The organism is Citrobacter sp. Cpo065 (assembly GCF_030332805.1).
Lineage (GTDB): Bacteria > Pseudomonadota > Gammaproteobacteria > Enterobacterales > Enterobacteriaceae > Citrobacter > Citrobacter portucalensis.
In genome coordinates, this window is sequence record NZ_JAOWHC010000019.1 from 258,877 (window position 1) to 281,966 (window position 23,090).

A 23,090-nucleotide genomic window follows, 5' to 3' on the forward strand; every position below is an offset into this window, starting at 1 on the left:
GCATGTTAGGGGCAGATAAAAAGAGATGGCTAAGCAAGACTATTACGAGATTTTAGGCGTTTCCAAGTCAGCGGAAGAGCGTGAAATCAAAAAGGCCTACAAGCGCCTGGCCATGAAATTTCACCCGGACCGCAACCAGGGTGATAAAGAGGCCGAAGCCAAGTTTAAAGAGATCAAAGAAGCGTACGAAATCCTGACCGATGCGCAAAAACGTGCGGCTTACGATCAGTACGGTCATGCTGCGTTTGAGCAAGGCGGCATGGGCGGCGGCGGCGGTTTTGGCGGCGGGGCTGACTTCAGCGATATCTTTGGTGACGTGTTTGGCGATATCTTTGGCGGCGGTCGTGGTCGTCAGCGCGCCTCACGTGGTGCTGATTTACGTTACAACATGGATCTCACTCTGGAAGAAGCCGTGCGTGGCGTCACCAAAGAGATCCGTATTCCGACTCTGGAAGAGTGTGACGTCTGCCACGGTAGCGGTGCGAAGGCAGGTACTCAGCCACAGACCTGTCCAACCTGTCACGGTTCTGGTCAGGTACAGATGCGTCAGGGCTTTTTTGCCGTACAGCAGACCTGTCCACACTGTCAGGGCCGCGGTACGCTGATCAAAGATCCGTGCAACAAATGCCACGGTCATGGTCGTGTTGAGAAAAGCAAAACGCTGTCCGTTAAGATCCCGGCAGGGGTTGATACCGGCGACCGTATTCGTTTAGCGGGCGAAGGTGAAGCCGGTGAACATGGTGCGCCAGCAGGTGATTTGTACGTTCAGGTGCAGGTAAAACAGCACCCAATTTTCGAACGTGAAGGCAATAACCTGTACTGCGAAGTACCGATTAACTTTGCGATGGCTGCGCTGGGCGGCGAGATTGAAGTCCCAACGCTGGACGGTCGCGTGAAGCTAAAAATTCCGGGCGAAACGCAAACTGGCAAACTTTTCCGCATGCGTGGAAAGGGCGTCAAGTCTGTACGCGGTGGCGCTCAGGGCGATCTGCTGTGCCGAGTGGTGGTTGAAACCCCTGTGGGCCTGAACGACAAGCAGAAGCAACTGCTCAAAGATCTGCAGGACAGCTTTGGCGGCCCGACCGGCGAACAAAACAGTCCGCGCTCCAAAAGTTTCTTCGACGGTGTGAAGAAGTTCTTTGACGATCTGACTCGCTAATTCGCAGTTTTATCTCGAATAAAAAGCCTGGGACTGAAAAGTCTCAGGCTTTTTTATTTCTGTTTTCCGCTCGGAAAATCTTTATCGACTTACTCTGTATAGATCGTAAAAACCGATTTATCCATCATGAATAATCTAATTTTAACGAGCTTTTTGAGGGTGTAAGATAGTATTTACGAAGTATTCACCCAATAGAGAGAATAAAAGTGAAACATCTGCATCGTTTTTTTAGTAGTGACGCCTCGGGGGGCATCATTCTGATCATCGCAGCCGTGGTCGCTATGCTGATGGCAAATATCGGGGTTACCAGTGGATGGTACCACGCCTTTTTGGAAACGCCCGTTCAACTGCGGGTTGGCGCGCTTGAGATCAACAAAAATATGCTGCTGTGGATCAACGACGCGTTGATGGCGGTGTTCTTCCTGTTGATTGGTCTGGAAGTAAAGCGCGAGTTAATGCAAGGTTCGCTGGCCAGTCTGCGTCAGGCGGCGTTCCCAATCATTGCTGCTATCGGGGGCATGATTGTCCCGGCGCTGCTGTACCTGGCATTCAACTATGCCGATCCCATCACCCGTGAAGGGTGGGCGATCCCGGCGGCAACGGATATCGCTTTTGCGTTAGGTGTGCTGGCGTTGTTGGGCAGTCGTGTACCACTGGCGTTGAAAATCTTCCTGATGGCGCTGGCGATTATTGATGACCTCGGCGCTATCGTAATCATCGCACTGTTCTATACCAGCGATCTCTCGCTGCTGTCGCTGGGCGTTGCCGCGTGCGCAATCCTTGTTTTGGCAGGATTGAATCTGTGCGGAGTGAGGCGCACCGGTATTTATATTCTGGTCGGCGTAGTGCTGTGGACTGCCGTACTGAAGTCTGGCGTGCATGCAACGCTGGCGGGCGTGATCGTGGGCTTCTTCATTCCATTGAAGGAAAAACACGGGCGTTCACCGGCGAAGCGACTGGAGCATGTTCTGCATCCATGGGTGGCATACCTGATCCTGCCACTGTTTGCTTTCGCCAACGCGGGCGTTTCACTGCAGGGCGTCACTATTGATGGACTGACCTCGATATTACCGCTGGGGATCATTGCGGGTTTGTTGATCGGTAAGCCGTTGGGTATCAGTCTGTTTTGCTGGCTGGCGTTACGCCTCAAGGTGGCGCAATTGCCGGAAGGAACGAATTTCCAGCAGATTATGGCGGTCGGTATTCTTTGCGGCATTGGCTTTACGATGTCGATTTTTATTGCCAGCCTGGCGTTTGGCAACGTCGATCCTGAGCTGATTAACTGGGCAAAACTGGGGATCCTGATCGGCTCCTTGTTGTCGGCAGTGATAGGTTACTGCTGGTTACGTGCCCGGTTGAACGCATCAGCCTGACGGGATAACCCTTTCGTGACAATTTTCAGGGAGAGAGTATGTCTCATATAAATTACAACCATCTGTACTACTTTTGGCATGTCTATAAAGAAGGGTCAGTGGTTGGTGCAGCAGAAGCGCTTTATCTGACACCGCAGACCATTACCGGGCAGATTAAAGCGCTTGAGGAACGCTTACAGGGAAAATTGTTTAAGCGGAAGGGACGTGGGCTGGAGCCCAGTGAGTTAGGCGAATTGGTTTTTCGTTACGCGGATAAGATGTTCACCTTAAGCCAGGAAATGCTGGATATCGTGAACTACCGCAAAGAGTCTAATTTGCTGTTCGATGTCGGCGTGGCGGATGCGCTATCGAAGCAGTTGGTCAGCAGCGTACTGGATGCCGCTGTGGTTGAAGATGAACAAATCCATCTGCGTTGTTTTGAGTCAACGCACGAGATGCTGTTGGATCAACTCAGCCAGCATAAGCTGGATATGATTATCTCCGACTGTCCGATTGATTCTACGCAGCAGGAAGGGTTGTTCTCAGTGCGGATAGGCGAGTGCAGCGTGAGTTTTTGGTGCACCAAACCGCTGCCTGAAAAACCATTCCCGGCCTGCCTTGAGGAACGTCGGTTGCTGATCCCTGGACGTCGTTCGATGCTCGGACGTAAGCTGCTGAACTGGATCAACTCACAAGGATTGAATGTCGAAATCCTCGGCGAATTTGATGACGCTGCGCTGATGAAAGCGTTTGGGGCAACGCATAATGCTATTTTTGTTGCACCTACTCTGTATTCGCACAATTTCTATGCTGATGATTCTATTGTTGAAATTGGACGCGTAGAAAATGTGATGGAAGAGTATCACGCCATATTTGCGGAAAGAATGATCCAGCATCCGGCGGTGCAGCGTATTTGCAATGCGGACTACTCGGCATTGTTCAAGCCACAGTAGACATACTTACCGTAATACTTCCGGCTGCGGTACTCACCCGCAGCCGGTTTCATGCTATAGCCTCAATAAGCTACGATACTGCCCACCTTCGCGGATAAATACCGGAATTCTGTTCAATGGTGCGGCATAGTGCAACGTTTGCCCTCCCGAATAACTCTCGCCGGTCGTAAGATCCGTCCATGTTTCCCCTTCCGGTAGCCAGATATCACGTTCGCGCATACCTTCATGCATTACGGGGGCAATCAGCAGGTCAGGACCAAAACAGTACTGGTCGGTGATTGCCCAACTTGTTTCCTGTTCGGGGAAATCAAAAAACAGGGGGCGCATCACTGGCGTATTGTGCTTATGGGTTTCCTCCATCAGCGCTTTGATATAGGGCTTCAGTTTCTCTCGCAACGCCAGGCAACCCGTCAGTACGTCGCACACGTCCTCACCGTAGCTCCAGACTTCGTTCGGTGCACCGGTAGGACACTGGGCGATGCCATCCCGGTACGGTTGTTCCGGTAAAATCTGCGGATCGCGGTTGCCGTGCAGACGCATCACCGGGCTAAATACGCCCCACTGGAACCAGCGGATCAGCAGTTCATGGAAACGCGGGTCGTGAATATTACCGCCATGAAAACCACCGATATCCGTCGTCCACCACGGTATCCCCGCGATTCCCATATTGAGTCCGGCGGCAAACTGGTTGCGTAGCGATCTAAACGAGGAGTGAATATCACCTGACCAGACCAGTGCGCCATACTTTTGACTGCCGGCCCAGGCGCAGCGTAGCAGGTTGATAACCTTGTCTTCACCATCGGCTTTCATGCCATCAAAAAAGGTTTTGGCGTACATTCGCGGGTAGATATTGCCCACTTCCAGTACCGGCCCGGCATGGTAGCGATAGTTGTCATAGTCATAAACGCTGAACTCAGGTTCGGCTTCGTCTAACCAGAATAGCTTCACGCCCTTATCATAATAGTTGCGTTTGGCTTTGCCCCAGACGTAGTCCCGCGCACCCGGATGGGTTGCATCAAAGAAAGTGGTGTTGCCGAGGAAATCCATATTGATCGGCAAGCCACGTTCCGTCTGTACCAGCCAGCCGTTTTCGCGCATCTCCCGATAGCTTTCGGTGCGGTTATCCACCGTCGGCCAGACGGAGACCATCAGCTCAATTCCCAGCGATTTCAGCTCGGCAATCATGGCATCAGGGTCGGGCCAGTCGCGCGCATCGAACATCCAGTCACCCTGATTCGGCCAGTGAAAGAAGTCGATAACGATCACCGAGATAGGCAGATTGCGGCGCTTATATTCGCGGGCAACCTCCAGCAGTTCTGCCTGCGTACGATAGCGGAGTTTGCACTGCCAGAAGCCCATGGCGTAGCCCGGCATCATCGGCGGTGTGCCGGTAGCCAGCGCATATGCCCGGCTAATTTCTGCCGGGGTATCGCCAGCCGTGATCCAGTAGTCCAGCTGTTCGCTGACCTGTGCTTCCCATTCGGTAACGTTGTGGGCAAAGGTTACGCGCCCGACTGCCGGGTTGTTCCATAAAAATCCGTAGCCCAGACTGGAGAGCATAAACGGTACTGAGGCCTGGGAGTTACGTTGCGCCAGCTCAAGAACGCATCCTTTGAGATCCAGGTTAGCCTGTTGATACTGCCCCATACCATAAATTTTTTCCCCTTCGCTGGCTTCGAAGCGGGCTTTAAGTGAATATTTTCCACCCTGAATAGGGCGGAATTCGCGCCCTTCAAGGTTGAGTGCGCTGACGTACTGGCCGTGAGAAGATTCATCCTCGCCAATTTCGCCCCGCAGGCGCCAGAACTCCTGCAACAGAGGTTTGTGTGGATGGCGGTAAAAGGTAACTTGTCCTTTTTGATTGACGATAGCGATAATTTTGCCGTTGGTCAGCGTCGCCTGGTGGTGCTCATAATCAATGTGGCAGTGGCTTTCTGCGACTGGCTCAGTCAATGCCCAGTCTTCATTTCTCATTACCGGCAGATGACGGCCACTGCGTACGCGCAGGCTGTTCTCGCCCCAGGGTTCAATCCATAAATAGCGATCGTTTTGCTGCCAGACCAGGCGACGCGGGTCATGTTGCATAAATGGCATGGTGGTGCCTCCTATATTTCGAGGGTGAAGGTAAAGATCGTTTTTAGTTGATGGTTTCCAGATCGTGGCGAATCTTCTCTTCCATCGCTTCGTATTTACGAAAGAAAAGTAGTGGGATCGCTGCGAGCGCGAAGAGTAGGGCGGGTGCCCAGATAAAGGCCCAGGTAATTCCCTCCAGACCCGCAGCACTCTGGGCATGGTTGGGGACATAGCCAAAACTGTTCATGATCCAGGCAGCGAAAGCGGTACCGAGGCCACTACCCATCTTGATGCAGAAGGTGCTGCCGAAGGCGATAAGAATGCCGGTAGCCTTAATACCCGTCTTCCATGCGCCGAAATCGACGGCGAAGCCCAGCATGGCAAACGGCATTGAGCAGGCGATACCGCTGCCGATATTGCCGAGTACCCAGGCGGCGATGAGAAAAGGAATGTTGTCCGCTGCCAGCCACATCATGATGCCGCCAAGCGTGGCGACCAGCAGACCGCCTACCCATATCCACGTTTTAGCCAGGTATTTGCTAAAGAAGGGGATAGCGATGATAAACAGGATCTGAATTGTCGCCAGGCTGTTAATCAGCGGAACCAGATCTTTGCGGTCGAGGTTGTAGGTCAGATAGTAAACAATCGTTGTGGAGCGTTGTTGTAGGGCAATCCAGAAGATCAGGTTTGCCAGCACCATCAGGATCCATGGCCAGTTGCCTTTCATTGCCGCAAAACTCTTTTTCATCGGCAATTTAGGTTCTTGTTGGATTTTATCCGTATTCATTTCTCGGATATTTTTAAAGGCGAAAAGCGTTAACGAACAGGATATTACGGCAAATATAATCGCCGTATAAATAAAACCCGCATGATCATTTCCGTTACCTAAAAAAGCAACTAACGGCAGTGCGGTCGCATTCATTAATAAAACCCCAATTTGCCCACCGGTCATTCTCCAGGAATTTAAAACTAGTCTTTCCTTAGGAGATAAGGTCATCAGGGGTAATATTGCACTGAGCGGTGTATTAAGTCCGGTAAATAGAATGCTGGCAATCATATAAGATATTGCTGCATAGATAGCTTTTCCGGTCATACTGATATCAGGAGACCAAAATGACAGGGCGCTGAATACAGCAAAAGGTAATGGCAACCATAAAAACCAGGGGCGGCATTTACCGTAACGCGAACGCGTTTTATCGATGATGATCCCCCATATGGGGGATCATCATCGACAATACGCGCCAGCAGCAGGATGACGCCTGCTACGGCGAGGCTAATACCTGCAACGTCTGTGTAGAAATATAAAATGTAAGTTGAACCGAAACAATACAGCAGATTACCCGCCACATCCAAAGAGCCGTAGCTAATACGCTGTAGTAAAGATAATGATGTTGACCCGCATGACTGGGTATCCTCAATAACAGAACTCATAATAATAACTCCGATACTGGAACGATACGCCCAGAAAAACAGCTTCTACTTTCCAAGCAAGTTTTAAATATTATTTTTTATGTCGTTACTGAATTTAACCTCAGATTAAAATGAGTGAGTAAGGTGTACATGAAAAGTAGTTAACCCTACCGAAGCAATCAATTATCAAATCTTACATCAGGATTGCGTTTATTCGTTTTTGAATGAACGATGTTTCTATTTGCTAAGGTGGTCACAGTTTTTTTAATAATGAAATAAAAAAAGGAAAACAGTGAAAGAAAATAACTTTCAAGTATTACGCGACGCGACTGAGGAAGGAATAGCTGAAAAAACAGGCTGGTCAGGAAGAGTGTGAACGAGCGAGAACAACATCAGTGGCTAAAGAGAAAAACGTCAGATAGCAGGCATAAAAAAACCCGCTTGCGCGGGTTTTTTCACAAAGCGACAACAAGCAGGCGATTAAGCCAGTTTGTTGATCTGTGCAGTCAGGTTTGCTTTATGACGTGCAGCTTTGTTTTTGTGGATCAGACCTTTAGCAGCCTGACGGTCCACGATTGGTTGCATTTCGTTAAATGCTTTCAGTGCAGTAGCTTTGTCGCCAGCTTCGATAGCTGCGTATACTTTCTTGATGAAAGTACGCATCATAGAGCGACGGCTAGCGTTGTGCTTGCGGGCCTTTTCAGACTGAACGGCGCGCTTCTTAGCTGATTTGATATTAGCCAAGGTCCAACTCCCAAATGTGTTCTATATGGACAATTCAAAGGCCGAGGAATATGCCCTTTTAGCCTTCTTTTGTCAATGGATTTGTGCAAATAAGCGCCGTTTAAATTGCAGCACTCGTTGCGTAGTGATGGCGCAGGATTCTACCAGCTTGCGTGGCGTGAATACAGCTTTTCCACGAGAAAAATTGCATTGGCGTGCCCATGAAGGTCTGCAATTTGTTTCATAACAATGAAAACAATCCTCTTTCTGTTTCGTAGAAACAATCGCCGGTTAACGTTGACCGCGGTACAGGGTATACTTTCACGATTTTCACTGTTTTGAGCCAGACATGAAGCTGATACGAGGCATACATAATCTCAGTCAGGCCCCGCATGGGTGTGTGCTGACTATTGGTAATTTCGACGGCGTGCACCGTGGCCACCGTGCGTTGCTGCAGGGTTTACGGGAAGAAGGGCGCAAACGCAATTTACCGGTGATGGTGATGATTTTCGAGCCGCAGCCGCTAGAGCTGTTTGCGACCGACAAGTCACCTGCGCGCCTCACTCGCCTGCGCGAAAAACTGCGTTATCTGGCGGAATGCGGCGTGGACTACGTGCTGTGCGTGCGTTTTGACAGGCGCTTTGCGGCATTAACGGCGCAGACCTTCATCAGCGATCTGCTGGTTAAGCGCCTTGGTGTACAATTTCTTGCCGTTGGTGATGATTTCCGCTTTGGCGCTAGCCGTGCGGGCGATTTCTTGTTATTACAGGAAGCGGGCGCTGAGTATGGTTTTGATATCACCAGCACCCAAACCTTCTGCGAAGGCGGTGTGCGCATTAGCAGCACCGCGGTACGTCAGGCGCTGGCAGAAGATAACCTGCAACTGGCCGAAAGCCTGCTTGGGCATCCTTTTACTATCTCAGGACGTGTCGTTCACGGTGATGAATTAGGGCGCACCATCGGTTTTCCGACGGCAAACTTACCGCTGCGTCGCCAGGTTTCTCCGGTGAAAGGGGTTTATGCGGTTGAAGTGATGGGACTGGGCGATAAACCGTTGCCAGGCGTCGCCAATATCGGCACCCGCCCGACGGTAGCAGGCGTACGCCAACAGTTGGAAGTGCATCTATTGGACGTTGTAATGGACCTGTATGGTCGCCATATAGATGTAGTACTGCGTAAAAAAATACGCAGCGAACAGCGATTTGCCTCGCTGGATGAACTAAAAGCGCAGATTGCGCGTGATGAGTTGACTGCCCGTGAATTTTTTGGGCTAACAAAACCGGCTTAATGCCTATACGAGTTTTAAATACGGAACCGAGAATCTGATGAGTGACTATAAATCAACCCTGAATTTGCCGGAAACAGGGTTCCCGATGCGCGGCGATCTCGCCAAGCGCGAACCGGGAATGCTGGCGCGTTGGACTGATGATGACCTGTACGGCATCATTCGTGCGGCCAAAAAAGGCAAAAAAACCTTCATTCTGCATGATGGCCCTCCTTATGCGAATGGCAGCATTCATATTGGTCACTCGGTTAACAAGATTCTGAAAGACATTATCGTGAAGTCCAAAGGACTCACGGGTTATGACTCGCCTTACGTTCCGGGCTGGGACTGCCACGGTCTGCCGATCGAGCTGAAAGTAGAGCAGGAATACGGCAAACCGGGCGAGAAGTTTACCGCCGCTGAGTTCCGTGCCAAGTGCCGCGAATACGCAGCGACCCAGGTTGACGGTCAGCGTAAAGACTTTATCCGTCTTGGCGTACTGGGCGACTGGTCGCATCCGTACCTGACCATGGACTTCAAAACCGAAGCCAACATCATTCGTGCGCTGGGTAAAATCATCGGTAACGGTCACCTGCACAAAGGTGCGAAGCCGGTGCACTGGTGCGTTGACTGCCGTTCCGCGCTGGCGGAAGCGGAAGTTGAGTATTATGACAAAACCTCCCCGTCCATCGACGTGGCGTTCCACGCCGCCGATCAGGATGCGGTGAAAGCGAAATTTGGCGTTTCTGACGTCAACGGCCCGATCTCTCTGGTTATCTGGACCACTACCCCGTGGACGTTACCGGCGAACCGCGCAATCTCTCTGGCACCTGATTTTGACTATGCGCTGGTGCAGATTGACGGCCAGGCTGTGATTCTGGCGAAAGATCTGGTTGAAAGCGTTATGCAGCGTATTGGCGCGGCTGAATACACCATTCTCGGCACCGTTAAAGGCGCTGAGCTGGAACTGCTGCGCTTTACCCATCCGTTTATGGGCTTCGATGTACCGGCTATCCTTGGCGATCACGTTACGCTGGATGCGGGTACCGGTGCGGTTCATACCGCTGGCGGTCACGGTCCGGATGACTACGTCATCAGCCAGAAATACGGTCTGGAAATCGCTAACCCGGTTGGCCCGGACGGCGCATACTTGGCGGGTACCTATCCGGATCTGGACGGCGTGAACGTCTTTAAAGCCAACGACAAAATTGTTGCGCTGCTGAGCGAAAAAGGTGCGCTGCTGCACGTTGAGAAGATGCAGCACAGCTACCCATGCTGCTGGCGTCACAAGTCACCGATCATCTTCCGCGCAACCCCACAGTGGTTCGTCAGCATGGATCAAAAAGGCCTGCGCGCACAGTCGCTGAAAGAGATCAAAGGCGTGCAGTGGATCCCGGACTGGGGCCAGGCGCGTATTGAATCGATGGTTGCTAACCGTCCTGACTGGTGTATCTCCCGTCAGCGTACGTGGGGTGTGCCGATGTCTCTGTTTGTTCACAAAGACACCGAAGAGCTGCATCCGCGCGCTATCGAACTGATGGAAGAAGTGGCTAAACGCGTTGAAGTTGACGGCATCCAGGCGTGGTGGGATCTCGATCCGAAAGATATCCTCGGCGACGAAGCTGACCAGTATGTCAAAGTCCCGGATACGCTGGACGTGTGGTTCGACTCTGGTTCAACCCACTCCTCCGTCGTGGACGTGCGTCCTGAGTTTGCAGGCCATGCGGCCGATATGTATCTGGAAGGCTCTGACCAGCACCGTGGCTGGTTCATGTCATCTCTGATGATCTCCACCGCCATGAAAGGCAAAGCACCTTATCGCCAGGTACTGACTCACGGTTTCACCGTTGATGGTCAGGGCCGTAAGATGTCCAAGTCTATCGGTAACACCGTTTCTCCGCAGGATGTGATGAACAAACTGGGCGCGGATATTCTGCGTCTGTGGGTGGCTTCAACCGACTATACCGGTGAAATGGCCGTTTCTGACGAAATTCTGAAACGTGCTGCCGACAGCTATCGTCGTATCCGTAACACCGCGCGCTTCCTGCTGGCGAACCTGAACGGGTTCGATCCGGTTAAAGACATGGTGAAACCGGAAGAGATGGTGGTGCTGGACAGGTGGGCGGTAGGTTGTGCGCAAGCGGCGCAGGACGAAATCCTGAAAGCCTATGAAGCCTATGACTTCCACGAAGTGGTACAGCGCCTGATGCGCTTCTGCTCCGTCGAAATGGGTTCGTTCTACCTCGACATCATCAAAGACCGTCAGTACACCGCGAAAGCGGACAGCGTGGCGCGTCGTAGCTGCCAGACTGCGCTGTTCCATATCGCTGAAGCGCTGGTTCGTTGGATGGCGCCGATCATGTCCTTCACCGCCGATGAAATCTGGGGCTACCTGCCGGGCGATCGTGAGAAGTATGTCTTTACCGGTGAATGGTACGAAGGTCTGTTTGGCCTAGGCGAAACCGAGGCGATGAACGATGCCTTCTGGGACGAGCTGCTGAAAGTGCGTGGCGAAGTGAACAAAGTCATCGAACAGGCGCGTGCGGATAAGAAAGTCGGTGGTTCTCTGGAGGCTTCAGTCACCCTGTACGCTGAACCTGAGCTGGCGGCGAAACTGACCGCGCTGGGCGAAGAGTTGCGTTTTGTACTGCTGACCTCTGGTGCGACGGTTGCGGATTATGCAGCGGCTCCTGCTGATGCTCAGCAGAGCGAACTGCTCAAAGGTCTGAAAATCGTACTGAGCAAAGCCGAAGGTGAGAAATGCCCGCGCTGCTGGCATTACACTACCGACGTCGGCCAGGTGGCGGAACATGCAGATATCTGCGGACGCTGTGTCAGCAACATCGCCGGTGATGGCGAACAACGTAAGTTTGCCTGATGAGTAAGCCTCTTTGTTCAACAGGACTACGCTGGCTGTGGCTGGTGGTAGTCGTGCTGATTATCGATTTAGGCAGCAAATACCTGATCCTCCAGAACTTTGCTCTGGGGGATACGGTGTCGCTGTTTCCGTCGCTTAATCTGCACTACGCGCGTAACTATGGTGCGGCGTTTAGCTTCTTAGCCGACAGCGGCGGCTGGCAACGTTGGTTCTTTGCCGGCATCGCCATCGGTATTTGCGTCATCCTGATGGTGATGATGTATCGCTCGAAGGCGACGCAGAAGCTGAACAACATCGCGTATGCGTTAATCATTGGCGGTGCACTGGGCAACTTGTTCGACCGCCTGTGGCACGGCTTCGTGGTTGATATGATTGACTTTTACGTCGGCGACTGGCATTTCGCGACCTTCAATCTGGCCGATACTGCTATCTGTATCGGCGCGGCGTTGATTGTGCTCGAAGGCTTCCTGCCGTCGAAAGAGAAAAAAGCCGCATAAAAAAATGCCGGATGGCGCTATGCTAATCCGGCCTACAATATACTGCGATCCTTGTTTGCCCGGTAAGCGTACCGCCACCGGGCAAACAGGCGGCAGCAATTTTAAAGAGCAACCTGCATGTCTAAATCAGTACAGAGTAACAGTGCGGTGCTGGTGCACTTCACCCTTAAGCTCGACGATGGCTCAACCGCAGAGTCAACCCGCAATAACGGCAAGCCAGCGCTGTTTCGCCTGGGCGACGGTTCTCTGTCTGAAGGACTGGAACAACACCTGCTGGGGCTAAAAGAAGGTGATAAAACCACTTTTGCTCTGGAACCGGATGCCGCCTTTGGCGTGTCAAGTCCGGACTTAATTCAGTATTTCTCGCGTCGGGAATTTATGGACGCGGGCGAGCCAGAAATTGGCGCTATCATGCTCTTTACCGCAATGGACGGCAGTGAGATGCCTGGCGTGATCCGCGAAATCAACGGTGACTCGATCACGGTAGATTTCAACCATCCGCTGGCCGGGCATACCGTTCATTTTGATATTGAAGTGCTGGAAGTCGAACCGGCACTGGAGGCGTAAAATGCAGATCCTGTTGGCCAACCCGCGCGGTTTTTGCGCTGGCGTAGACCGCGCTATCAGCATTGTGGAAAACGCGCTGGCTATTTATGGCGCGCCGATTTATGTCCGTCACGAGGTGGTGCATAACCGCTATGTGGTGGATAGCCTGCGCGAGCGCGGCGCTATTTTTATCGAGCAAATCAGCGAAGTGCCGGATGGCGCGATCCTGATTTTCTCCGCTCATGGCGTATCTCAGGCGGTGCGTAACGAAGCCAAAGGCCGTGACCTCACGGTTTTTGATGCGACCTGCCCGCTGGTAACTAAAGTGCATATGGAAGTTGCCCGCGCCAGTCGTCGTGGCGAAGAATCCATTCTGATTGGGCACGCCGGGCACCCGGAAGTCGAAGGCACAATGGGCCAGTACAGCAACCCGCAAGGGGGAATGTATCTGGTTGAATCACCGGATGATGTGCTGAAACTGAATGTGAAAAATGAAGGAAAATTATCCTTCATGACGCAGACAACGCTTTCCGTTGACGACACTTCTGACGTTATTGATGCGCTGCGTCAACGCTTCCCGAAAATTGTCGGGCCGCGCAAAGACGATATCTGTTATGCCACCACCAACCGTCAGGAAGCGGTTCGCGCGCTGGCGGAACAGGCTGATGTTGTGCTGGTGGTCGGCTCGAAGAACTCCTCTAACTCCAACCGTCTGGCTGAACTGGCCCAGCGAATGGGGAAAGCGGCGTATTTGATTGACGATGCGACCGACATTCAGGAAGCGTGGGTGAAAGAAGCGAAGTGTGTGGGCGTGACGGCCGGAGCCTCGGCGCCGGATATCCTGGTGCAAAACGTGATTGCTCGCCTGCAAGAGCTTGGCGGTGGGGAAGCGATCCCACTGGAAGGCCGCGAAGAGAACATCGTTTTCGAAGTGCCGAAAGAGCTGCGTGTGGATGTTCGTGAAGTAGAGTAAGTCTTTCCGGTTACGATTATGAGAAGATGCCAGACTTAACGTCTGGCATTTTTTATGGAGAAACCATGCGCTTACCGATCATTCTTGATACCGATCCCGGCATTGATGATGCCGCGGCCATTGCCGCCGCGCTGTTTGCCCCTGAGCTGGATCTGCAACTGATGACCACGGTAGCAGGCAATGTGTCGGTTGAAAAAACCACTCGTAATGCGTTGCAACTGCTGCACTTCTGGAATGCGGATGTTCCGCTGGCGCAGGGAGCATCAATGCCGCTGGTGCGGCCGCTGCGTGATGCCGCTTCCGTGCACGGCGAGTCCGGTATGGAAGGGTATGAATTTGTCGAACACGACCGCCAGGTGATGGCAAAACCCGCCTTCCAGGCGATTCGCGATGCGCTGATGCATGCCCCGCAGCCCGTGACGTTGGTGGCGATTGGTCCGCTGACCAACATTGCGCTGCTGCTGACCCATTATCCTGAATGCGTATTCAACATTCACCGTCTGGTGATTATGGGCGGCTCTGCCGGACGCGGGAACTTCACACCCAACGCCGAGTTTAATATTGCTATCGATCCCGAGGCCGCCGCGAAAGTCTTCCAGAGCGGGCTGGAGATTGTGATGTGTGGGCTGGATGTCACTAATCAGGCCATGCTCGCCCCGGACTATCTGGCAACGCTCCCCCAGCTTAACCAGACGGGAAAAATGCTGCATGCGCTGTTTAGCCATTACCGTAGCGGCAGTATGAATACGGGGCTGCGAATGCACGATCTGTGTGCCATTGCCTGGCTGGTGCGCCCGGAACTGTTTACCCTGCAGCCGTGTTTCGTGGCGGTTGAAACCCAGGGCGAATATACCTCGGGTACGACGGTAGTGGACATTGAAGGACGCTTGGGGCATCCGGCAAATGCGCAGGTTGCGCTGGGCCTGAACGTTGAAGGTTTCCAGCAGTGGGTGGCAGAGGTATTTGCCCGCGCGCTGTAATCAGGTGTTGTGCAACGGCACCTTCTCGCTGAGATAATCAATCATCGCCCGCATTCTGGCGGGCATATGTTGATTGCGCGTCCATAGCAGCCACAGTTCCCCGCTGTAGTCGCTGATAAATTCCCATTCTGGCAGTACCTGGACAATCTCGCCATTGGCGAGTGCCTCGCTGGCGGTGAACAGTGGCAGGCTGCCGATTCCCAGATCCTTTTTTACCGCGTCCAGACGTACACCGGTGTGGTTGGCGGCGTAGCGGCCATGAGTCTGAATGGTCTCCATGCGCTCACCGCGTCGAAACTTCCAGCGTGAATCCGCAGGTGTCTCGCCAAGACTGATACAGCTATGCTCTCGCAGTGCCTGCGGGTGCTCGGGCGTACCGTGCTTGCGTAAGTATTCGGGGGTTGCGCATATCACATGGCTGACCGGCATCAGCGGTTTCCCGTACAGGCCCGGGGAGGGCGACTGACTGATGCGCAGTGCAAGGTCGACGCCGTCGTCGATTAAATCCATATACCGGTCTTCCAGCCGAAGGCAGACGTCCACTTGCGGGTAGCGCGTAAAGAATTCGGCCATCAGTGGATGAATGACAAATCGCCCCACCGCTTTCGGCACGCTGAGGGTCAGTTGCCCTTGCGCGATGGTTTGTCGACTGCTGCCTGAGTCGACGGCCATTTGCGCCGCATGCAGCATTTCCTGCGCATGTGCATACACAATTTTGCCCGTTTCGCTGAGCGCCAGCTTGCGCGTCGTACGGTGCAGCAGCTTAGTGCCCAACGCCTTCTCGAGGCGTGAAGCGCTGCGGCTAATAGCGGAAGGCGTAGCACCCGAGGCTTTGGCGGCAGCGGAGAAGCTCCCCTGGTCGATAATCAACACAAAGGTGGCAAGGTCGGGAAGAAGGTTAGGATTCATTTGTGCGTACCAGGCAAAGATGCATTGAACCAGCGCAGGATTATCGCCGTCAGTAAAGTGAATATACTCTTCCCATCAAGAGGAGAGCAATCATGACTGAACGTCTTTATTACACCAGCGATAACACTGAAGGCCAGGCTAACTTACTGAGTTGCTCGGCTGAGCTGGATGGACGGTACGCGGTGGTACTGGATAGAACCCTTTTTCACCCGCAGGGAGGCGGGCAGCCTGCGGATGCGGGCTGGATTGATGGTGAGCGGGTTGAAACAGTCCTCGCGCGCGGTGACGATGTGGTGCACATCGTGGCAAAACCGCTCCTCCCCGGCATCGTGAACCTGCGTGTGGATGTCGCGTTGCGTCAACTGCACGCCCGCCTGCACTCGGCAGGACATCTTATCGGCCTGGCGGGTACAGCGTTTGGCTGGCTCCCGGAGAAAGCACATCATTGGCCCAATGAGGGGCGCATTACTTTCGCCGCCGGTGAAAACGGTACGTTACCGGATACGCTATCGTTGCAGGAGAAAATCAACGCCTGGCAGGCAGACAATCTCGCCAGACAAGTGACATTCACCGACGGGTTGCGGCAGGTTGGATTTGGTCATCTCCTCGCTTATCCCTGCGGAGGGACGCATGTTGCCCATCTCTCTGAGATTGGACCGGTGACGATTACTCAGGTGAAGATGAAAAAAGGGCAAATGATCGTCAACTACACGCTCGTGCCATAAAACCACACTCGCGAAAATATCTACGCAGACTGGCTGATTTCTGCTCGTATTTCCGTCGTTTTACCATCATTTTGCGCCATACTGAGTAAGTTTGACTTCTTTCCTGTGCTCCAGCAATGATTCATCCTGCGGGATGAATCATGTCTTTTACTGATATTCCCCTCTGTTTATCATTAAATTCTAATTATGGGTGTTTTCAGCTAGCGGCCTCCGGGCGCGCTGGTTACTCTGAAAACGGTTTACGCAATTTTTATAAAAGAGAATAGCTATGCATGATGCACAAATCCGCGTTGCCATCGCGGGAGCCGGAGGACGCATGGGGCGTCAGTTGATTCAGGCCACTCTCGGCATGGAAGGCGTACAGCTCGGTGCCGCGTTAGAGCGCGAAGGCTCGTCCTTACTGGGAAGCGATGCCGGAGAATTAGCGGGGGCCGGAAAAACGGGCGTTACCGTGCAAAGCAGCCTTGACGCGGTGAAAGATGATTTCGATGTTTTCATCGATTTTACCCGCCCGGAAGGCACGCTGGCGCATCTGGCGTTTTGCCGCCAGCACGGTAAAGGGATGGTGATTGGCACCACCGGCTTTGACGATGCCGGTAAACAGGCTATTCGTGATGCCGCGCAGGAGATTGCGATTGTTTTCGCCGCGAACTTTAGCGTCGGCGTGAACGTTATGCTTAAGCTGCTGGAGAAGGCGGCGAAAGTGATGGGCGATTACACCGATATTGAGATTATTGAAGCCCACCACCGCCATAAAGTGGATGCGCCGTCAGGCACTGCGCTGGCGATGGGCGAGGCGATTGCCGGGGCGCTGGATAAAGATTTAAAAGAATGCGCGGTCTATTCGCGTGAAGGTTACACCGGCGAGCGCGTACCGGGCACGATCGGTTTTGCCACGGTGCGGGCGGGGGATATCGTCGGTGAGCATACCGCGATGTTTGCTGATATTGGCGAGCGTATTGAGATCACGCATAAAGCGTCCAGCCGCATGACTTTTGCCAATGGCGCAGTGCGTTCGGCAATTTGGCTAAAATCAAAGTCAAATGGTCTTTTTGACATGAAAGATGTGCTTGATTTACGCAGTTTATAGCTTTCATTACCCTTCGTGATGTGGTTATTGTAATCATAATTATTTGATTACATAGGGCAATATTTTATTGCCCTTTTATTTTTGGCTTCTGAATGTGTTTTTTCTTTTAATTGGTTATTTGTCTATGTTTTGTTGGGTGATTCTGTTATCTCAATGTAAATTTTGACCAAATGGTCCACTTTTTTCTCTCCCGCATTCTGTTTTTACACTCTTTGTCTGCCGCAAGCGTTTTCCACCCTGAGTTAGCTGATCTTTTTGCCTGTTAAATCGTGTGTTTTATCCCAGTGGCGCAAAATAATAATAAAAAAAGCCCTTTTGGGTAGACTTTTGTGTGAGCTGTCTCTAGAATGCCGCCGTTTGCCAGAAATCCATAGGTAAGCAAATTTGCATTGATTCATGAGGTGTTAATGAATTAATATGCAAATAAAGTGAGTGAATATTCTCTGGAGGGTGTTTTGATTAAGTCAGCGCTATTGGTTCTGGAAGACGGAACCCAGTTTCACGGTCGGGCCATAGGGGCAACAGGTTCGGCGGTTGGGGAAGTCGTTTTCAATACTTCAATGACCGGTTATCAAGAAATCCTCACTGATCCTTCCTATTCCCGCCAAATCGTCACTCTTACTTATCCTCATATCGGTAATGTCGGCACCAATGAAGCCGATGCAGAATCTTCTCAGGTACATGCGCAAGGCTTGGTCATCCGCGACCTGCCGCTGATTGCCAGCAACTTCCGCGATACTGAAGACCTCTCTTCTTACCTCAAGCGCCATAACATTGTGGCGATTGCTGATATCGATACCCGTAAGCTGACGCGTTTGCTGCGTGAAAAGGGCGCACAGAACGGCTGCATCATCGCGGGCGATAACCCGGATGCGGCGCTGGCACTGGAAAAAGCAAAAGCTTTCCCTGGCCTGAACGGTATGGATCTGGCGAAAGAGGTAACCACCGCGGAGCCTTATAGCTGGACGCAGGGGAGCTGGACACTAGCCGGTGACCTGCCGGAAGCGAAATCTGCCGATGAAATGCCGTTCCACGTTGTGGCTTACGATTTCGGCGCCAAACGTAACATTCTGCGTATGTTAGCGGACCGCGGCTGCCGCCTGACGGTTGTACCGGCGAAAACCTCAGCAGAAGACGTTCTGAAGATGAATCCGGACGGTATTTTCCTGTCCAACGGCCCTGGCGACCCGGCGCCGTGCGACTACGCAATTACCGCGATTCAGAAATTCCTCGAAACCGATATTCCGGTATTTGGCATCTGCCTCGGCCATCAGCTGCTGGCGCTGGCGAGCGGTGCGAAGACCATTAAGATGAAGTTTGGCCACCACGGCGGTAACCATCCGGTAAAAGATATTGATAACAATACCGTGATGATCACCGCACAGAACCACGGTTTTGCTGTAGATGAAGCTTCCATGCCTGCCAACCTGCGCGTGACCCACAAGTCACTGTTCGACGGCACCTTGCAGGGGATTCATCGTACCGACAAACCGGCGTTCAGCTTCCAGGGACACCCTGAAGCGAGTCCGGGTCCGCACGACGCTGCACCGTTGTTCGACCACTTTATCGAGTTAATTGAGCAATACCGTCAGTCCGCGAAATAATCAGGAGTAATAGAGCCATGCCAAAACGTACAGACATAAAAAGTATCCTGATTCTGGGCGCGGGTCCGATTGTTATCGGTCAGGCGTGTGAGTTTGACTATTCCGGCGCGCAGGCGTGTAAAGCCCTGCGTGAAGAGGGTTACCGCGTTATTCTGGTGAACTCGAACCCGGCAACCATCATGACCGATCCGGAAATGGCCGATGCCACTTACATCGAGCCGATTCACTGGGAAGTGGTGCGCAAAATTATTGAGAAAGAACGCCCGGATGCGGTGCTGCCAACCATGGGCGGTCAGACAGCGCTGAACTGTGCGCTGGAACTGGAACGCCAGGGCGTACTGGCTGAATTCGGCGTGACCATGATTGGCGCAACGGCGGATGCCATTGATAAAGCGGAAGACCGTCGTCGCTTCGATATCGCGATGAAAAAGATTGGTCTCGACACCGCACGTTCAGGCATCGCTCACACCATGGAAGAAGCGCTGGCGGTTGCCGCTGACGTTGGCTTCCCGTGCATTATCCGCCCTAGCTTCACCATGGGCGGCACCGGTGGCGGTATCGCCTATAACCGCGAAGAGTTCGAAGAAATCTGCGAACGCGGTCTGGATCTTTCCCCAACCAACGAGCTGCTGATTGATGAATCACTGATTGGCTGGAAAGAGTACGAGATGGAAGTGGTGCGTGATAAAAACGACAACTGCATCATCGTCTGCTCCATCGAAAACTTCGACGCGATGGGCATCCATACCGGTGACTCCATCACCGTAGCACCTGCCCAGACGCTGACCGACAAAGAATATCAAATCATGCGTAACGCCTCGATGGCGGTACTGCGTGAAATCGGCGTAGAAACCGGCGGCTCTAACGTCCAGTTTGCGGTAAACCCGAAAAACGGTCGCCTGATTGTCATCGAGATGAACCCGCGCGTGTCCCGCTCCTCGGCGCTGGCGTCCAAAGCTACCGGCTTCCCGATTGCGAAAGTTGCCGCCAAGCTGGCCGTAGGTTACACCCTCGACGAACTGATGAACGACATCACCGGTGGTCGTACTCCGGCCTCGTTTGAACCGTCCATCGACTACGTTGTGACGAAAATACCACGCTTCAACTTCGAGAAATTCGTTGGTGCTAACGACCGCCTGACCACGCAGATGAAATCTGTCGGTGAAGTGATGGCGATTGGTCGTACCCAGCAGGAATCGTTGCAGAAAGCGCTGCGCGGTCTGGAAGTGGGCGCAACCGGCTTCGACCCGAAAGTAAGCCTGGACGACCCGGAAGCACTGACTAAAATCCGTCGCGAACTGAAAGACGCTGGCGCTGAGCGTATCTGGTACATCGCCGATGCCTTCCGTGCTGGCCTGTCCGTCGATGGCGTGTTCAACCTGACCAACATCGACCGCTGGTTCCTGGTGCAGATCGAAGAGCTGGTACGTCTGGAAGAAAAAGTCACCGACCTTGGCATCAACGGCCTCGACGCTGACTTCCTGCGCGTACTGAAGCGCAAAGGCTTCGCCGATGCGCGTCTGGCGAAACTGGCCGGCGTTCGCGAAGCGGAAATCCGCAAACTGCGCGACCAGTACAATCTGCACCCGGTCTACAAACGCGTGGATACCTGTGCAGCAGAATTTGCCACCGACACCGCTTACATGTACTCCACCTATGAAGATGAGTGCGAAGCGAACCCGTCCGTTGACCGCGATAAAATCATGGTGCTGGGCGGTGGTCCAAACCGTATCGGTCAGGGCATTGAGTTTGACTACTGCTGCGTACACGCCTCGCTGGCGCTGCGCGAAGACGGTTACGAGACCATCATGGTCAACTGTAACCCGGAAACCGTTTCAACTGATTACGACACCTCCGACCGCCTGTACTTCGAGCCGGTCACGCTGGAAGACGTACTGGAAATCGTTCGTATCGAGAAGCCGAAAGGCGTCATCGTACAGTACGGCGGACAGACCCCGCTGAAGCTGGCGCGTGCGCTGGAAGCGGCAGGTGTACCGGTTATCGGTACCAGCCCGGATGCCATCGACCGCGCGGAAGACCGCGAGCGTTTCCAGCAGGCGGTTGACCGTCTGAAGCTGAAACAACCGGCGAATGCTACCGTAACGGCTATCGAACAGGCTGTTGAGAAGGCGAAAGAGATTGGCTACCCGCTGGTGGTGCGTCCGTCGTATGTTCTCGGTGGTCGCGCGATGGAAATCGTCTACGACGAAGCCGACCTGCGTCGCTACTTCCAGACCGCAGTCAGCGTTTCTAACGATGCGCCGGTACTGCTGGACCGTTTCCTTGATGACGCGGTTGAAGTGGACGTGGACGCTATCTGCGACGGTGAAATGGTGCTGATTGGCGGCATCATGGAGCATATCGAACAGGCGGGCGTGCACTCCGGTGACTCCGCATGTTCTCTGCCTGCTTACACCCTGAGCCAGGAAATTCAGGATGTGATGCGCCAACAGGTGCAGAAACTGGCTTTCGAACTGCAGGTTCGCGGTCTGATGAACGTCCAGTTTGCAGTGAAGAATAACGAAGTTTACCTGATTGAAGTGAACCCGCGTGCAGCGCGTACCGTTCCGTTCGTCTCCAAGGCAACTGGTGTACCGCTGGCGAAAGTCGCGGCGCGCGTGATGGCCGGGAAAACGCTGGCACAGCAGGGCGTAACCAAAGAAGTTATCCCGCCGTATTACTCGGTAAAAGAAGTGGTGCTGCCGTTCAACAAATTCCCGGGCGTTGACCCGCTGTTAGGGCCAGAAATGCGCTCTACCGGGGAAGTGATGGGCGTGGGCCGTACCTTCGCGGAAGCGTTCGCCAAGGCACAGCTGGGCAGCAGCTCCACCATGAAAAAACAGGGTCGTGCGCTGCTCTCCGTTCGCGAAGGCGATAAAGAGCGCGTGGTTGACCTGGCAGCGAAACTGCTGAAGTTTGGCTTCGAGCTGGATGCGACGCACGGGACCGCGATTGTGCTGGGTGAAGCGGGTATCAATCCACGTCTGGTGAACAAGGTGCATGAAGGTCGTCCGCACATTCAGGACCGTATCAAGAATGGCGAGTACACCTATATCATCAACACCACCGAAGGTCGTCAGGCGATTGAAGACTCCAAGCTTATTCGCCGCAGCGCGCTGCAGTACAAAGTGCATTATGACACTACGCTGAACGGCGGTTTCGCCACAGCGATGGCGTTGAATGCCGATGCCACCGAGAAGGTAACCTCGGTGCAGGAAATGCACGCGCAGATCAAAAAGTAATAAACAAAAGGTCCGGTGAATATTGCTCTAACCGGATGTGTAATATAATTTTGAAAGGGTTTCTGTAAAGAAACCCTTTTTTTGTCTTGCGTAAGGTCATTCCTGGACAAGTCCGTTTCCGTAACCACATTTTCAATGTAATAAGCACGATATTGCTCACACTAATCAACATTCAAGTCGCATACTATCCTTTATATCCACAATTTGAATATGGCTTAGTTTTTATTAATTTGGACAGGCCGTAGCCAGATTTTTAATTTGTGAAAATGGTGTGCTTATGTGTGAAAAATATGTTGAAAGACCGCTTTATTTGTTAATTGCTGACTGGATGATGGCCGAGGATCGTTGGATCACCGCAAAGGAAATTTCCCGCCATTTTGATATCGAGCACTGCAAAGCAATTAATACGCTCTCTTATATTCTGTCGGAAGTGGGAGAAATTGTTTGTGAAGTTAAGATGATCCCTAATCAGATTGCCGGTCGGGGTTGTCAGTGCCAGCGTCTGGTGAAAGTCGTGAGTATTGACTCTCATCTCTACAGCCGACTGAATCACAATTTGCAGGAGAAAAAGGTGAGCATGGCGAAAACGCCACGCCTGTCTGCCGTTCCTCCAACAGAGCTCAACCGTGAGCAGAAATGGCAGATGATGCTCTCCAAGAGTATGCGTCGCTAATAATCAGTTTGCCTGATGGCGGCATAAACGGTGATTGAC

The 23,090-nt window shown here is 52.8% G+C and carries 17 protein-coding genes and 2 pseudogenes; 15 read left to right on the forward strand and 4 right to left on the reverse strand.

What is annotated here, in order from left to right; genetic code table 11:
* The first annotated feature begins 25 nt into the window (after nt 1-25).
* The 3 genes from dnaJ (at nt 26) to nhaR (ending at nt 3,464) form a co-directional block, all read left to right on the forward strand.
* The gene (gene dnaJ / locus OGY68_RS01925) at nt 26-1,159 is read left to right on the forward strand and encodes a molecular chaperone DnaJ (protein ID WP_003829737.1); all 1,134 of its coding nucleotides are present in this window, start codon (nt 26-28) and stop codon (nt 1,157-1,159) included.
* Between the two features lie 206 nt (nt 1,160-1,365).
* Nucleotides 1,366-2,532, forward strand: coding sequence for a Na+/H+ antiporter NhaA (gene nhaA / locus OGY68_RS01930; RefSeq protein WP_008786152.1), 1,167 nt, complete (start codon nt 1,366-1,368; stop codon nt 2,530-2,532).
* Between the two features lie 38 nt (nt 2,533-2,570).
* Nucleotides 2,571-3,464: a transcriptional activator NhaR gene (nhaR, locus tag OGY68_RS01935; protein WP_032942332.1), complete on the forward strand. Its 894-nt coding sequence runs from the start codon at nt 2,571-2,573 to the stop codon at nt 3,462-3,464.
* A 54-nt stretch (nt 3,465-3,518) separates the two neighbouring features.
* On the opposite strand, the gene OGY68_RS01940 is transcribed toward nhaR, so the two are convergent.
* The 3 genes and pseudogenes from OGY68_RS01940 to rpsT form a co-directional block, all read right to left on the reverse strand.
* Nucleotides 3,519-5,558 (reverse strand): glycoside hydrolase family 31 protein, encoded by a 2,040-nt coding sequence (locus OGY68_RS01940; RefSeq protein WP_275148250.1) that lies wholly within the window; start codon nt 5,556-5,558, stop codon nt 3,519-3,521.
* A gap of 43 nt (nt 5,559-5,601) precedes the next feature.
* Nucleotides 5,602-6,968: pseudogene (locus tag OGY68_RS01945) on the reverse strand (MFS transporter).
* A 459-nt stretch (nt 6,969-7,427) separates the two neighbouring features.
* The gene (gene rpsT / locus OGY68_RS01950; RefSeq protein WP_003018940.1) at nt 7,428-7,691 is read right to left on the reverse strand and encodes a 30S ribosomal protein S20; all 264 of its coding nucleotides are present in this window, start codon (nt 7,689-7,691) and stop codon (nt 7,428-7,430) included.
* Nucleotides 7,692-7,796: 105 nt separating this feature from the next.
* Here rpsT and OGY68_RS01955 point away from each other — a divergent pair.
* The 7 genes and pseudogenes from OGY68_RS01955 (at nt 7,797) to rihC (ending at nt 14,808) form a co-directional block, all read left to right on the forward strand.
* Nucleotides 7,797-8,012 (forward strand): annotated as a pseudogene (locus OGY68_RS01955) (DUF2575 domain-containing protein).
* A 7-nt stretch (nt 8,013-8,019) separates the two neighbouring features.
* A complete protein-coding gene (gene ribF, locus OGY68_RS01960) occupies nt 8,020-8,958 on the forward strand; it encodes a bifunctional riboflavin kinase/FAD synthetase (RefSeq protein WP_003829725.1) in 939 nt (312 codons plus the stop codon).
* Nucleotides 8,959-8,995: 37 nt separating this feature from the next.
* The gene (gene ileS / locus OGY68_RS01965; RefSeq protein ID WP_048236161.1) at nt 8,996-11,812 is read left to right on the forward strand and encodes an isoleucine--tRNA ligase; all 2,817 of its coding nucleotides are present in this window, start codon (nt 8,996-8,998) and stop codon (nt 11,810-11,812) included.
* Entirely contained in the window at nt 11,812-12,309 is a 498-nt protein-coding gene (gene lspA, locus OGY68_RS01970) for a signal peptidase II (protein ID WP_003018932.1), read from the forward strand. The genes ileS and lspA overlap by 1 nt, the downstream gene beginning before the upstream one ends.
* A 117-nt stretch (nt 12,310-12,426) precedes the next feature.
* Nucleotides 12,427-12,876: an FKBP-type peptidyl-prolyl cis-trans isomerase gene (gene fkpB, locus OGY68_RS01975; RefSeq protein WP_003018929.1), complete on the forward strand. Its 450-nt coding sequence runs from the start codon at nt 12,427-12,429 to the stop codon at nt 12,874-12,876.
* Between the two features lies 1 nt (nt 12,877).
* Entirely contained in the window at nt 12,878-13,828 is a 951-nt protein-coding gene (gene ispH, locus OGY68_RS01980) for a 4-hydroxy-3-methylbut-2-enyl diphosphate reductase (RefSeq protein ID WP_003018925.1), read from the forward strand.
* A 65-nt stretch (nt 13,829-13,893) separates the two neighbouring features.
* A complete protein-coding gene (gene rihC, locus OGY68_RS01985; protein WP_219987412.1) occupies nt 13,894-14,808 on the forward strand; it encodes a ribonucleoside hydrolase RihC in 915 nt (304 codons plus the stop codon).
* Here rihC and OGY68_RS01990 read toward each other — a convergent pair whose 3' ends face one another.
* Entirely contained in the window at nt 14,809-15,717 is a 909-nt protein-coding gene (locus tag OGY68_RS01990) for a LysR family transcriptional regulator (RefSeq protein WP_057066988.1), read from the reverse strand.
* A 92-nt stretch (nt 15,718-15,809) separates the two neighbouring features.
* On the opposite strand from OGY68_RS01990, the gene OGY68_RS01995 reads away from it, so the two are divergent.
* From OGY68_RS01995 to caiF, 5 genes are all read left to right on the forward strand, one after another.
* Nucleotides 15,810-16,442: an alanyl-tRNA editing protein gene (locus OGY68_RS01995; protein WP_286616805.1), complete on the forward strand. Its 633-nt coding sequence runs from the start codon at nt 15,810-15,812 to the stop codon at nt 16,440-16,442.
* A 268-nt stretch (nt 16,443-16,710) separates the two neighbouring features.
* Nucleotides 16,711-17,532, forward strand: coding sequence for a 4-hydroxy-tetrahydrodipicolinate reductase (gene dapB / locus OGY68_RS02000; RefSeq protein WP_048227117.1), 822 nt, complete (start codon nt 16,711-16,713; stop codon nt 17,530-17,532).
* 455 nt (nt 17,533-17,987) lie between these two features.
* The gene (gene carA / locus OGY68_RS02005; RefSeq protein WP_003829709.1) at nt 17,988-19,136 is read left to right on the forward strand and encodes a glutamine-hydrolyzing carbamoyl-phosphate synthase small subunit; all 1,149 of its coding nucleotides are present in this window, start codon (nt 17,988-17,990) and stop codon (nt 19,134-19,136) included.
* A 17-nt stretch (nt 19,137-19,153) separates the two neighbouring features.
* Entirely contained in the window at nt 19,154-22,378 is a 3,225-nt protein-coding gene (gene carB / locus OGY68_RS02010) for a carbamoyl-phosphate synthase large subunit (RefSeq protein WP_003829707.1), read from the forward strand.
* 277 nt (nt 22,379-22,655) lie between these two features.
* Nucleotides 22,656-23,051, forward strand: a complete 396-nt coding sequence (gene caiF, locus OGY68_RS02015; protein WP_003829705.1) for a carnitine metabolism transcriptional regulator CaiF — start codon at nt 22,656-22,658, stop codon at nt 23,049-23,051.
* Nucleotides 23,052-23,090: the final 39 nt, after the last annotated feature.

What these genes read in the sequence shown, in the direction of transcription:
- dnaJ (WP_003829737.1), top strand. Translation starts at nt 26, where the DNA reads ATGGCTAAGCAAGACTATTACGAGATTTTAGGCGTTTCCAAGTCAGCG.
- nhaR (WP_032942332.1), top strand. Translation starts at nt 2,571, where the DNA reads ATGTCTCATATAAATTACAACCATCTGTACTACTTTTGGCATGTCTAT.
- OGY68_RS01940 (WP_275148250.1), bottom strand. Translation starts at nt 5,558, where the DNA reads ATGCCATTTATGCAACATGACCCGCGTCGCCTGGTCTGGCAGCAAAAC.
- ribF (WP_003829725.1), top strand. Translation starts at nt 8,020, where the DNA reads ATGAAGCTGATACGAGGCATACATAATCTCAGTCAGGCCCCGCATGGG.
- ileS (WP_048236161.1), top strand. Translation starts at nt 8,996, where the DNA reads ATGAGTGACTATAAATCAACCCTGAATTTGCCGGAAACAGGGTTCCCG.
- lspA (WP_003018932.1), top strand. Translation starts at nt 11,812, where the DNA reads ATGAGTAAGCCTCTTTGTTCAACAGGACTACGCTGGCTGTGGCTGGTG.
- fkpB (WP_003018929.1), top strand. Translation starts at nt 12,427, where the DNA reads ATGTCTAAATCAGTACAGAGTAACAGTGCGGTGCTGGTGCACTTCACC.
- ispH (WP_003018925.1), top strand. Translation starts at nt 12,878, where the DNA reads ATGCAGATCCTGTTGGCCAACCCGCGCGGTTTTTGCGCTGGCGTAGAC.
- rihC (WP_219987412.1), top strand. Translation starts at nt 13,894, where the DNA reads ATGCGCTTACCGATCATTCTTGATACCGATCCCGGCATTGATGATGCC.
- OGY68_RS01990 (WP_057066988.1), bottom strand. Translation starts at nt 15,717, where the DNA reads ATGAATCCTAACCTTCTTCCCGACCTTGCCACCTTTGTGTTGATTATC.
- OGY68_RS01995 (WP_286616805.1), top strand. Translation starts at nt 15,810, where the DNA reads ATGACTGAACGTCTTTATTACACCAGCGATAACACTGAAGGCCAGGCT.
- dapB (WP_048227117.1), top strand. Translation starts at nt 16,711, where the DNA reads ATGCATGATGCACAAATCCGCGTTGCCATCGCGGGAGCCGGAGGACGC.
- carB (WP_003829707.1), top strand. Translation starts at nt 19,154, where the DNA reads ATGCCAAAACGTACAGACATAAAAAGTATCCTGATTCTGGGCGCGGGT.
- caiF (WP_003829705.1), top strand. Translation starts at nt 22,656, where the DNA reads ATGTGTGAAAAATATGTTGAAAGACCGCTTTATTTGTTAATTGCTGAC.